The organism is Alteromonas macleodii ATCC 27126, from assembly GCF_000172635.2.
Lineage (GTDB): Bacteria > Pseudomonadota > Gammaproteobacteria > Enterobacterales > Alteromonadaceae > Alteromonas > Alteromonas macleodii.
This window is the reverse complement of sequence record NC_018632.1, coordinates 3,935,930-3,949,232: the sequence shown is the minus strand read 5'-3', so window position 1 is coordinate 3,949,232 and position 13,303 is coordinate 3,935,930. Positions and strand designations below refer to the sequence as shown.

Sequence of the window (13,303 nt, the reverse complement as noted above, 5' to 3'; positions counted from 1 at the left end):
AGAAGGATAAAACTATGCGCCATCGTAAGAGTGGTCGTCAGTTGAATCGCAACAGCAGCCATCGTCAAGCTATGTTCAAAAACATGGCCGGTTCTTTGGTCAAGCACGAAGTGATCAAAACTACGTTACCAAAAGCGAAAGAATTACGTCGCGTAATCGAGCCTCTAATCACTATGGCTAAAGAAGACAGCGTTGCAAACCGCCGTCTAGCTTTCGCCCGCACTGGTGACAAAGAGGTTGTAGGTAAACTATTCAACGAGCTTGGTCCTCGTTACGAAGCTCGTCCAGGCGGCTACACTCGCATTCTTAAATGCGGTTTCCGTGCTGGCGACAATGCCCCAATGGCATATGTTGAGCTAGTTGACCGTCCAGTTGTAGAAGCTGAAGAAGAAGCAGTAGAAGCAACTGAAGAGTAATTAATACTCGATTAGAAAAAGGGGCCTGAGTGAAAACTCAGGCCCTTTTTTTGTACCCAAAGAAAAATGGGGTCAGAGTCGTTACTCTTACCCCAACTAAATCTACTTTTTTAAACACCTATTCATCACTTTGGCTTGTTGCTTGCTATGTTGTTTACAGAAAATCTTCAAGTAAGTATTCAAACCGTGCATTGAAAACGTTGTTCTCTGCTAATTTTTCGTAATTTATGTATTTCTGTTTTTCATAGCAAGGAAGTTTATGTTAACCGTTTCATCGTTCACGCAATCGCTATCATCAAACCCAGTATTTAGTAAAACGCTGTCTACAGCGTATGAACGGCTAAGTTCAGGGCTTAGAATAAATAGTGCTGCAGATGACAGTGCTGGTTTACAGATATCAAATAGGCTAACGTCAGAGTCTATTGCCAAGGACCAGCTTCGCCGTAACTTAAATGACGGCATTAGTTACGCGCAAATAGCAGAAGGCGGGCTGCAAGAGTCTGCCGATATATTGCAGCGTATGCGGCAATTAGCGATGCAATCTCAAAACGGTATTAACACAGATGCTGATAGGCGCGCATTAGATAAAGAATTCCAGCAATTAAAAAACGCGCTCAATGGGATTGCCTACAATACCGAAGCATTTAATCGTTTGCCCCTGCTAGGCGATAACGACTTGTTGTCTGATAATGTATCATCCATAGGTGATACCTTTGTAAAGGGAAGTCCAACGCGCCTAAATAGCGGGCTACGTTCCATTGCTTACATTCCGGCAGGCTCTACTAACATCTCTATAAATATTGATAGCTTTTCACTAGACGATGATCTTCAAGTTTTTACCACAAGCGGTAGGCACTTGGTCGGTACGCCTCTCTCCGATAATGTATGGAGTATTAACGGTGTTAGTTCGGGTAGCGACATTAAAAGCCTTTTATTTTTAACCCAAGAAGGCTATACCCCAACGACAGGCTATGATGGCAGTTCTTTAATCACCAGTGGCTCGGGTACAATCAACGGAACAACATTCACCTTCTCAGGCGACCAACATCCAGGGGTAACAACAGAAACTCTAACCATTGATAACACTAACGAGCCGCTCATTATTTCAGTAGTGGGGCAAGGTGTATTTGATGCCACAGTAGATTGGGATACGTTGGGTGCTGCCGGAACTGGTGGAAACAGCTTTGAAGCCGGCCCCGTTGATATTACCGCCACCAACTCGTTAAGCGAGGGTACGGACTACATTAATCTTGCAAAAACGCCAGTGGGTTTATCTGACCTAAATATGGTTGAAAGCGATGTGCTCACCTTTGAAAATGCAGAAGTAGCGTTACAGCAAATTGATGATGCCTTAGAGTATGTTAGCGAGAGTCGTGCGTTTTACGGCGCAAAAATGAATCAAATGGAGTCGGCATTAAAAGTGAACGATCGCATGCATGAAGGCTTAATGGCAGCTCGTTCTCAAATCCTTGATACTGATTTCGCCGCAGAAACTGCCAAATCAACACAGGCGCAAATCGTTGAGCAAGCGAGTATCTCTGTAAGGGCACAGGCTAAGTCTAGCGATGACCAGGTTTTGGGGTTGTTGGGTTCTATAGGTGATAATTAGAACTGCATTCCCTAGAGACGAAGTGGATGTTTTATCATTTCAATAGTGATTTATTGTAATATCACCCCATGCTTTTCAACGTATGAATGCGTTAAAAGCTTTGTAAATCTATCCACAATTAAAAACAAAGGAAAATGCGAGAGATGGGAAGCCAGATAACGTGCTTTAAGGCCTATGACATTCGAGGCGAATTAAATACGCAACTTACTGAAGAAATAGCATACAGAATTGGCTACGCTTTTGCTGCAGAGTTAAGTGCAAAAACGGTAGTGGTTGGCAGTGATGTTCGTTTAACTTCTACACCTTTAAAGCTAGCACTAAGCGCAGGTCTGATTGATGCCGGTGCTAAAGTGACTGACATAGGAATGGCCGGTACAGAAGAAATATACTTTGCAACCAAACATCTTGGTGTCGACGGTGGTATAGAAGTTACCGCAAGTCATAACCCAATAAACTACAATGGCATGAAGCTGGTTAAAGCGGGTTCTGTTCCTATAAGTGGCGATACAGGTTTAAACGCAATTAAAGTTCGAGCTGAAGCATTAAGCGATGAGTTCGTTTCAGGTCGCCTATCTCATTATACTTCGGACGCGGTTATAGATGCTGAGGCTTTTTTCAACGGGCAAGCGCATATACAACCAGAGAAGCTAGAAGAAACTGAGCAGTACCTCAAACAATCGTGTATGAATGATTATGTCGCTCACATGCTGTCGTACGTAGAACTTGATAACTTTACTCCACTCAAAATTGTGGTAAACGCTGGTAATGGTGCTGCTGGTCCAGCACTCGATGCTATTGAGCACGAGATGCGAAGAAAAAACGTGCCCATTGAATTTATCAAAGTTCACCATAACGCAGACGGTACCTTTCCAAATGGTATTCCAAACCCTCTATTGCCAGAAAACCGCGTTGACACCGCCAATGCAGTAAAAGCCTCGGGTGCCGATTTTGGTATTGCATGGGATGGCGATTTTGACCGTTGTTTTCTGTTCGATGCAGACGGCGAGTTTATTGAGGGGTACTACATAGTAGGGCTTCTCGCTGAGGCATTTATTGAGAAAAACACCGACAGTAAAATAATTTATGACCCACGGGTGTATTGGAACACTGAAGACATAGTGCTAAATGCAGGCGGCACACCAATTAAGTCAAAAACCGGTCATGCTTTTATCAAAGAAAGAATGCGTAAAGAAGATGCCGTTTACGGCGGTGAAATGAGTGCACATCATTACTTTCGCGATTTCGCCTACTGTGACTCAGGTATGATCCCATGGTTATTAATTGCAGAACTTGTGTGCGTAAAACAGCAAACCCTTGCCAGCATGGTGAAAGAGCGAATAAAAGCCTTCCCTTCTTCAGGTGAGATAAACAGTAAACTTAAAGATGCTGATGCAGCGCTAGAACGAGTAACGAACCAGTACCAACCATTAGCTAGTGTCGTTGATACTACCGATGGACTAGGTCTAGAGTTTGACGATTGGCGCTTTAATTTACGTAAATCGAATACCGAGCCAGTAATTCGTCTGAATGTAGAAAGTAAGGGCAACATATCGTTAATGGAAGAAAAAACTAAAGAGATGTTAACCCTTATACGCGCTGAGTAACCATTGGCTAAACACCAAACAATACGATAAAAATAGGGCAAAAGTGCTGAACTTCGCCCTATTTTTATTTCTACCTAGTTTTTGCCATTTAATCGCAATACAAACCTTTGTATACTATTCGCTGAATATATAATTATCAGGACGTGGGCCAAGCACCCACACATCAAGGATATTACAAATGAAACCAGTAGTATTAGCTGGCGGCTCAGGTAGTCGCTTATGGCCTAAATCTCGTGCAGCGCTTCCAAAGCAGTTTTTGTCTCTTACATCAGACAGCACTATGCTGCAAGACACGATCACACGCTTAAAAGGCACACCAGCTCAAAACCCAATATTCATTTGTAACGATGCCCATCGCTTTTTAGTTGCCGAACAGCTTCGCCAAAAAGATATCCAACATGGCGGTATTCTTTTAGAGCCTGTTGGTCGTAATACGGCACCGGCAATTGCATTAGCGGCGCTTCATGCCACTATTAACGGCGAAGACCCTGTTCTTCTTGTCTTGGCCGCTGACCACCTTATTAAAGATAACCAAGCGTTTCACACTGCTATTGCTAAAGCCGAAAAGCTTGCAGAGCAGGGTAAACTTGTTACTTTCGGTATTGTTCCAGACCAGCCACATACAGGGTATGGTTATATCAAAGCTGGAAAGCAAGCGGGCGATGGATTTGAAGTTGCACAGTTTGTAGAAAAGCCTGCTTTGGAAACTGCAAAAGAGTATGTAGATTCTGGCAGTTATTACTGGAATAGCGGCATGTTTATGTTTAAAGCAAGCCGCTATTTGGAAGAACTAGAAAAATATAACCCTGAAATGCTAGACGTGTGTAAGCGTGCTATCGATACAGAAACACCAGATCTAGATTTCATCCGTGTTGACCACGACATTTTTGCGACTTGCCCAGACGATTCAATCGATTATGCGGTGATGGAAAAAACGGATAGCGCAGCTATGGTTCCATTAGACGCAGGTTGGAGCGATGTAGGTAGCTGGTCTTCGCTATGGGAAACTGCTGAAAAAGACGAAAACGGCAATGCTACTGTAGGCGATACTATCCTAGAAAACACCAAAAATAGTTACGTAAATGCTGAACAGCGTTTGGTTTCTGTTATAGGGCTAGAAGACGTTATCGTAGTAGAAACCAAAGATGCCGTTATGGTAGCCCACAAGGACGATGCGCAAAGCATTAAAACGGTCGTAAACAAACTTAAAGCAGAGCATCGCCCAGAGTTTGAATTCCACCGTGAAGTATTCCGCCCATGGGGAAGTTACGACTCGATCGACAGCGGTGCTCGTTTCCAAGTAAAACGCATTACAGTTAAGCCAGGTGAAAAGCTATCGGTTCAAATGCACCACCATCGTGCTGAACACTGGATTGTAGTCTCTGGTAGTGCAAACGTGACTATCAATGAAGAAACACAATTAGTAACAGAAAACGAGTCGGTATACATTCCTATTGGTGCAGTACATGCATTAGAAAACCCAGGAAAAATCCCACTAGAACTTATTGAAGTTCAGTCAGGCGCATATCTCGGTGAAGACGATATTGTACGTTTTTCTGATAGGTATGGGCGTGTAGCCAAATAACTTAGAATAAGACTTTGAAAAAGCACCGTAAGGTGCTTTTTTCTTATCCAGAGCACTCTCTAAAAGTGAAAATGACGAATATCCTATGTTGCCACTATTTGAAATAGGTTATTATTAGCGACAATAGCTGGTTTGCATGCTCATTAGCTGAACCATGCAATATTAAGGAAAGCAGTTTAGCATTGCATAGGAATAGGGTGTTTACGCATTTTGTTATCAAAAGTACTAAAGCCATCTAATCTCAAACGATTAGCATATCGGCTAGCCAAAAAGTTAATCATTGTCCCTCACCACCAGTTGACTGAAACCACGTCTGAAAATAATGGCTCAAGCTGGGTGACAACCGGTGATGACCCACAGTTTATTATTCATCCTGCTCGCCGAATACCTTCACGAAACTTTTCAAAAGGCTGGTATCTTCTTCGCGTAAAAATAACTGAAAAAAATCATCAGTCGCATGTTGGAAAGCTGTACTCCAACTTACACAAAGGCGAACTAGCCACCGTTAACGTACCTTGGCACAGCACCAAATTCGTGAACCGCCTTTTCTATCTTGAAAGTAACAATAGCATGCTTCGCTTTGACCCCTGTGAGACAGAAACCGAGTTCACCATGAATACTTTCATGATTTCGAAGGTACCGTCTTTCATTGCGATGCGACATATGAAACAGCGATTGTATAAGCTGCTCAGCCACGTCGATGATGTAGAAGAATACCTTGATACAAACTCTAAGCTAAACGGTGGAACGTTAATAGAAACAGTATACGAAGAATACAATAAAACCTTTACCACAGGAGTTATGGAAAAAAGCTATCCGTTTTGGGTAGAGTTTGACGAGCCGCGCGCGCTACAGAAAATGCAGCAAACCTTCACTCAAGCGCAATCTGAAGTGAAATTTTCTATTATCCTTCCTACTTACAATACTGACCCCATTTATTTAAAAGAGTGTATCGACTCTGTTCTACAGCAAACTCACAAAAATTGGGAACTATGTATTGCCGATGATGCATCGACCAACGTCGACACTATCAGCACATTAGAGTCGTACGCACAAAAGCACGCCAATATAAAACTGAACTTGCTGAGCGAAAACGGGCATATATCTAAAGCAAGTAACACCGCTTTGAGCATGGTAACTAGTGATTACGTTTTATTGCTTGATCATGACGATACGTTACCTGCGCACACGTTATCCTTTTTTGCGAAAGCTATAACAGATAACACAAAGGCGAAAATGCTCTATGGGGACGAAGATAAAATAGATGAACAGGGCAATCGCCATCAGCCTCACTTTAAACCTGGTTGGAACCCTGATTTACTATTAAGCCAAAACTACATATGTCACCCCGTAGTGTACAAAACAAGTGTGCTTAAAAAGATAGGTGGATTTAGGGTAGGTGTGGAAGGTTCGCAAGATCACGATTTACTTTTACGAGCGACTGCCGGCCTTAATCATGATGAAGTTGTACATTTACCTTTCATTCTTTATCACTGGCGTGTTATTGAGAACTCAACAGCCTCGAATGCTTCAGCTAAGTCTTATACGACCGATGCGGGCATTGAAGCTATAAAGTACTTTCTTGACCAATCAGGCCAGAATGCTTCAGTCGAGAAAGGTAAGTACCCAAATACGTATAAAGTTAATTGGGCGCTGCCAGATGAGCAACCACTCGTTAGCTTGGTCATTCCTACAAGGGATGGTTATGACATTTTAAAGCAGTGTCTAGAGTCTATTTACGACAAGACGTCATACAAGAACTTCGAAATTATTGTTGTAGATAACCAAACGACCTGTGATAAAACATTGGGTCTCTTCAGTGAGTACACTAGTACCAAAGCTAATTTCAGAGTCTTGAAATGGGACAAGCCGTTTAACTATTCTGCGATTAACAATTTTGCAGTTTCGCAAGCCCAAGGTGAAGTAGTTGGCTTAATTAACAACGATATTGAAGTTATAAACGAAGAATGGCTATCAGAGATGATGTCGCATGCTCTAAGGCCTGAAATTGGCTGTGTAGGTGCGAAGCTTTACTACCCTAACGATACTATCCAACACGCTGGTGTAATACTGGGCATTGGCGGGGTAGCTGGTCACTCTCACAAATATTTCCATAAAAGCGAACCTGGTTATTTTACGCGCCTTCATCTTGTCCAAAATATGTCCGCAGTTACAGCAGCATGCTTACTAGTCCGTAAGTCTGTGTTTGAAGAAGTTGGCGGATTAAACGAGCAAGACTTAACAGTAGCATTTAATGATGTGGATTTTTGCTTAAAAGTTCATACCGCAGGTTACCGAAACTTATTCACACCATGGGCCGAGCTTTACCATCACGAGTCGATAAGCCGCGGTGAAGAAGATACGCCAGAGAAGGTGGCGCGATTTAATAAAGAAAGTGAGTATATGAAGGATAAATGGAACAAGCTTTTGTGCAATGACACAGCTTATAACCCTAATCTATCCAACACGCATGAAAACTTTTCGCTTAAATAGTAACTGAATTTTAGAAGTATTATGAAAAACAATTTTCCATTATTTTTTATCCATATCCCAAAAACCGCTGGATCTAGTTTCCGAGTAGCTGCAGAAAAGTACTTCGGTTCTGATTCAACCTACTATGATTATGGTCAGGCTAATCAAGAAACCCATCCCGATATAATAAAATATGAATATGAATTAAAGGATAGATATTTAGCGGCCAAGACTATAAAACAGAATGCTAAATTTTTGTCTGGGCATGTTATATATCCAAAATATGCACCATTTTTCCACCCAAAAGTGTAGTTACCTTTGTTCGTCATCCTGCACAGCAAGTACGCTCTCACTACGAGCACTTTTCTAGGCTTCACGGTTATGAAGGAAGCTTTGCTGACTTTATTAAGGAAAATCGCTTTGCCAATATGCAGTCGAAGGCATTGAATGGAGTTTGGCCAGATGCGTTAGGTTTTATTGGTATCACTGAGCGTTATGACGAATCAATTGCGCTGTTTAATAAGTATTATGAGACGGACGTCAAAGTATTAGACATAAATAAAAACTCAGCAAAGTCTTCCGGCGCTTATGTACTAAGCGAAGATGAGCTGTCTCTAATCCGCAAAATGAACCATCAAGACTTTGCTTTGTACGAATATGCGTTGAAGCGCTTTGAACTGCATCTGTCCTTTGTAGAGCAAGGTCTTCCTTTGATTAGATTTGGTGAACTACACGTTGCACCGAAGGACAAAGGAATGCAGTTTAATATTTGGGGCTGTTGTTATGAGCAAGAAGACGCCTTGGCTGCGGAAATTTTGTTAGATGATATTGTTGTTGATGAGGTGAAGTTGGCTGACTATAGACCGCTAGCGGCTGAAAGGCACATTCATCGCGACGGTTTCGTTGGGAAAGCATATAAATATCCGGCTTCTTTTAAAAAAGGTCAAACAGTAAAAGTCAGGGAAAAGCAGACACAAACTATTCTTTTTGAAGATATAGTTTACTAAAAATAGCAGTTATTAAACATATTTGACATTGATGTCGTCCGACTTAAGAAAGCAGTTTTATAATGAAAAAATGTTCACAAAATTCAGGTATCCGCAAGGCAACAGGTGTTGCGAAGCAAAGAGCTAAACGCTTTTTAAATGCTGTAATGCCAAGAAAAAATAAAGTTGATAATTCTGATGCTGTTACAAGTGAACTGCACTTCAAAAACAATAATTTTAGCTTAACAGAAAGTGAGATTACTTTTATTCAGAGCCAGTTGGAAAAAGGCAATAAATCCTTTGTGAAATGCTTTGCTTCTAAAGATCATTCACTTAAGTGCGTGTCTCAGGCAGAGGTTAGCATTTCATTGGACAATGCAAAAGAGTTGGTTGAGCACTATTCAGCGCATACCGATATTATTACGCTCGCCACCCTTATTCTGAACCATGCAGATTTCCCTGTCAGTCATTTCATAATGAATGTAAATCTAGCCCCCGAGGTCTTCAGAGATTTAGCAATACTATTTAGAAAGGTCAACAAGTGTACAAGTTTTTGGTTAATAGCAAGAGCTAAAATACTTCGTCCAGAAGGGCCTGTAATATCTGAATTGTTTGACTCCATTACAGACGAATATATAGCAACGCTCAATGTGGGGATCGGGGTTATTACCTTTAACAGAAAAGACCATTTAGCAAAAACGGTCGAAGCCATAAAAGCCTTCACTACAGGTGATTATCAACTTGTTGTAGCTGATGACGGCAGTAAAGACGAAACAGTAGAGTGGTGTGAACAAAACAATGTACCTCACACTAGTTGTGCGAATAAAGGCGTTGTTCGAAACAAAAACAGAGCCCTGTATTACCTTAACGAAGTCAAAAAAGTTGATGTTTTAATTCTGCTAGAGGACGACTGTCGGCCAAATAAAGAAGACTGGCAGAAAGAATGGGTGATTGCAGCACTTCTGTGGGGACATATTAATTACGCTCACAAACGCATTATAAAAAAAGAAGGGGCTGTGGTTTCTGGTACAGGGTTAAGTACTTCACCGTATCTATGCAAATTAGTTACAGGGCAGTGTACTGCTTGTAGCAAAGATGCAATGAATAACGTTGGATACCTTGATCCAAGGTTTAGTGGTTATGGTGCGGGGCATGTAGAGTGGACTGAAAGGTTTATTCGTCAAGGATATAACGGCTCTATGGAAAAACAATGGGTTTATCCGGCAATTAACACCGGGTTAAATTCTGATGATGCGCCAACCTTTAAAAACCCTGAGCAGCTTGAAAAAAATAGAGAGCTTAAAAAGAAAATAAGCAAAGAGTCTCACAAGCGTGAAGCATGGCTTGATAAAAAAGAAAGGCAAGAATTTCTAGAAGAAATAAATTTCATTAGTCATTAAGCGGTAGCGATACAAAAACTGTCATGGATTCAGAGCGATATTTGTTCAATATTCTGTTGAAATTTTAACCGCCTCGTACTAGGTTAAAGGTTAATATAATCCTAAAACAGATCTTAGTGTTAATTTAATGACAAGGACGCCTTATGAATTGCATACGCATGTTGCTCGCCCAGTGTTGCCTGTTCGCACTCATTTTTACTTCCACTAATGTAAATAGCGCAAATTACCAGACTTTCGAAGAGTTACTAAACAACGAATCGTTAATTTTATCGGTTGATAAAAGCACCCTTGATGAATACGGTATTCTAGTAGAAGGGATATTAGTTAAATCAGACTCTGGTACATGGAGCTTTTCTGATTATACGCAAACGCAAGTTGTTCCCTCTTACAATGTTTTGTTTTCAGCAGGCGGAAATCAGCTTACCCAGACTTATCCAGATAAGTCTCATGGAAGTACTTCTTTCCAAATGCATGACGTTTACAGTAATACATATCGTGATCGGTGGGGAGATGTAGTTGCCGACCAGCTTATTGCAGCTTTTGAACAAGGCTTGATAGCGCAAACGCCATCTTTACAGTGGACAAGCGTAACTGACAACGTTGTGTACACTATTTCTAACTCAGCAGAAGGTTACTTCGACGTTATCGCCAGCGTTACGTTAGAAGAAGTACTCTATATCCCCGAGCATGTTGTCAACGGAATAGAAGGTGGTTGGCAAGGTGAGTCGGAAGTTTCCTCGTTTTCAACTAATTCGTTCGATGATATTCGTTTTGAATTTGGCATAGAAGAGCGAGGGAGCACGTTCGACACCTTAGAGGACGAATATGTTGCTGTTCCTGTTGTTGATGAAGTCGACTTCCAATTCGGCGATAAGCAAAATTCTATTGTGCATGACATATTCATGTTATCAAGCGAGCCCACAACGTCATTAAGTCAAGTATTAGAAGACCCATATACCGCTGAACTCAATAGTAAAGAGATTTTGATAAATATGAACGATGTTTTATTTATCATTACTCCTATCCAAAAAGTGAATGAGTCGGTGTGGACTGTTCTCGTTGAGGTTAGCGCTGATGGAGAAACGTATCGCTTTGCTCGCGAGCTTGTTGCGATTGATGGCTCGGCTAAAAACTTTGGTCAAAGACTTGCGTCAAACTTTCCCTTTGTTTACAACGCGAACATTAATGGCCGCGTAGAAGCGCAAACAAACGAAAACGGTTGGCCTGTTTGTGAAATGCTGTTTGCATATTCATTTAGCAATGAAGGCTCACTCAATAGGGGTATTTCTTGTAATAATAATGCTATTCAAATGGGGAGTTCAGGATGGACATGGACAAACCACGAAGAGAAAGTCTCATTAAACTTTGAAGCAAGTTATGCAATAAGGGAAAGAAATTGGATTCCACTGACAACAAATGAAAATGGACTTACCTTTGTCTTGGAATATAGTACCTACGAAGACGTGTTCGACGGAACAAGTGGTGTTTTCATCGCCCCACGTATCAACTATCTGGAGCTAATTGACCTTAGTCAATACAAAGAAGAATACGCAGCTGGCGGCTTTAATAGCGACAACGATGGTGATGGAATATCTGACTCAGATGATAGTGACGATGATAACGACGGCATGGAAGATTACTTCGAAGAACGTTATGGCCTAAACCATCTAAATAGTAACGATGCGGATCAAGATGCGGATAACGATGGGTTAACTAACCTTGAAGAATTTAATTTAGGAACCGATCCAACAAAATCTGACACGGATGGCGATGGTGTTCCAGACGTTTCAGACGACTTCCCTCTGGATAACCTAAGAACAGATTCTACAACTCAACTATTCACATTTACCTATACGTTTGACGGTAATACTAGAGGAACCGCGGGTCACGAACTAACGGCTGTTGTAGAGGGAACGCTGTTAGATGATAACGATACGGTTATCATCGCTAATGTAGTGAGTGCTTCTTTAGCCGGCGTAGATTATACAATAACGAGTGACTTAGCTATTAGAGCGGCAAATCCAGCATATGCGGCGAGAATGAGCTTGTCTGGTGATGTACTAGACTTCTGGGTATGTGTACAAGGCTTCACATTTAGTGAAAACGGTGGTGATTGCTCATTTGGCGTGGACGGAGGTTTCTTAATTTCACCTTATTTAGATTTCGAAACTCTAGCTTGCATCCAACCCGATGAAAATGGCGATTGTATAGTTTGGGCATGGGCAGGTATTCCCGAGCTTGGAGATGATTATAGAGACGGCGATATTCCATTTAATTCAGCTAATTGGTCTGCACAGCAGTTAAATACCTACGCTCCTGTAAATGACTTGAACGCAGATGGTAAATCAGATTTATTATGGCGTAGCTTTGATAAAGGCTGGAACTTCTTGTGGACAATGGATGGAGTACAAACTGCAGCAGCGACTCCAATTAATGTCGTTCAAGAATATACGTGGACAATGGATGGTCTTGGTGATTATGACGGTGATGGTAAATCTGACATTCTTTGGAGAAACAGCGAAACAGGCATGAACTTCGTCTATCTAATGGATGGTGCAAGCATTAAAAGCCGTTACGTATTGAATTTTGTGACCGCTGGAACTTGGCAGATCGTAGGTAATGGAGACTTTAACGGAGATGGCATTGGCGATGTAATGTGGCGCAATGTAGAACGCGGAGACACTTGGTTTTATCTGATGGAAGATGGGCGTATAGGTTCTAGTGAACCTTCACAATGGGTAACCGATCTTAATTACAAAGTAGCAACAACCGGTGATATCGACGGGGATGGCGACGAAGATGTCATATGGCGTAGAACAAACACAGGTCGTATTTATGTTTGGTTGATGGATGGTGGAAAAATCGCTTCACAATTCAGCTTAATAATAGTTAATACCGATTGGGAAATCGCAGGTGCTGGTGATTTAGACGGCGATGGCACCGACGACATTATCCTGAGAAACCAAGTTGATGGAAGAAACTGGGCTTACATCATGAAAGAAGGTCAAATATCAACAAGTACGTTAATCAACGAGGTTGCTGACCTAGATTGGCAAATTGGAAATATTGGTGACTACGACGGAGATGGAAAAGCTGACCTTTTATGGAGAAATGAAACTGCAAGTAGGAATATAATTCATCTAATGAATGGTACTTCGGTGAAAAGTCGTGGAGTATTAAGGCCTACTGATAATTCTTGGCAAGTCGCTAAATAAACGTTAAAAAGAGAGC

Annotated in this window: 9 protein-coding genes; all 9 read left to right on the top strand. The window is 41.5% G+C overall.

The features are described from left to right. The first annotated feature begins 14 nt into the window (after positions 1 to 14). The 9 genes from rplQ to MASE_RS19850 all read left to right on the top strand — a co-directional run bounded on the left by rplQ (position 15) and on the right by MASE_RS19850 (position 13,287). Positions 15 to 416 carry a 50S ribosomal protein L17 gene (rplQ, locus tag MASE_RS16795; protein ID WP_012519212.1) on the top strand — a complete coding sequence of 134 codons (402 nt, stop codon included), beginning with the start codon at positions 15 to 17 and terminating at the stop codon, positions 414 to 416. A gap of 259 nt (positions 417 to 675) precedes the next feature. After that, positions 676 to 2,025 carry a flagellin N-terminal helical domain-containing protein gene (locus MASE_RS16790; RefSeq protein ID WP_014950905.1) on the top strand — a complete coding sequence of 450 codons (1,350 nt, stop codon included), beginning with the start codon at positions 676 to 678 and terminating at the stop codon, positions 2,023 to 2,025. A 143-nt stretch (positions 2,026 to 2,168) separates the two neighbouring features. Then, positions 2,169 to 3,629 carry a phosphohexomutase domain-containing protein gene (locus MASE_RS16785; protein ID WP_014950904.1) on the top strand — a complete coding sequence of 487 codons (1,461 nt, stop codon included), beginning with the start codon at positions 2,169 to 2,171 and terminating at the stop codon, positions 3,627 to 3,629. A gap of 178 nt (positions 3,630 to 3,807) precedes the next feature. Continuing rightward, the gene (locus tag MASE_RS16780) at positions 3,808 to 5,214 is read left to right on the top strand and encodes a mannose-1-phosphate guanylyltransferase/mannose-6-phosphate isomerase (RefSeq protein ID WP_014950903.1); all 1,407 of its coding nucleotides are present in this window, start codon (positions 3,808 to 3,810) and stop codon (positions 5,212 to 5,214) included. A 210-nt stretch (positions 5,215 to 5,424) separates the two neighbouring features. After that, the gene (locus MASE_RS16775) at positions 5,425 to 7,707 is read left to right on the top strand and encodes a glycosyltransferase family 2 protein (RefSeq protein ID WP_014950902.1); all 2,283 of its coding nucleotides are present in this window, start codon (positions 5,425 to 5,427) and stop codon (positions 7,705 to 7,707) included. A 21-nt stretch (positions 7,708 to 7,728) separates the two neighbouring features. After that, positions 7,729 to 7,998 (top strand): hypothetical protein, encoded by a 270-nt coding sequence (locus MASE_RS16770; protein ID WP_014950901.1) that lies wholly within the window; start codon positions 7,729 to 7,731, stop codon positions 7,996 to 7,998. 116 nt (positions 7,999 to 8,114) lie between these two features. Further along, entirely contained in the window at positions 8,115 to 8,693 is a 579-nt protein-coding gene (locus tag MASE_RS16765) for a hypothetical protein (protein WP_014950900.1), read from the top strand. A 62-nt stretch (positions 8,694 to 8,755) separates the two neighbouring features. Beyond that, positions 8,756 to 10,072 carry a glycosyltransferase family 2 protein gene (locus MASE_RS16760; protein WP_014950899.1) on the top strand — a complete coding sequence of 439 codons (1,317 nt, stop codon included), beginning with the start codon at positions 8,756 to 8,758 and terminating at the stop codon, positions 10,070 to 10,072. A 143-nt stretch (positions 10,073 to 10,215) separates the two neighbouring features. After that, the gene (locus MASE_RS19850; protein WP_148275232.1) at positions 10,216 to 13,287 is read left to right on the top strand and encodes an FG-GAP-like repeat-containing protein; all 3,072 of its coding nucleotides are present in this window, start codon (positions 10,216 to 10,218) and stop codon (positions 13,285 to 13,287) included. Positions 13,288 to 13,303: the final 16 nt, after the last annotated feature.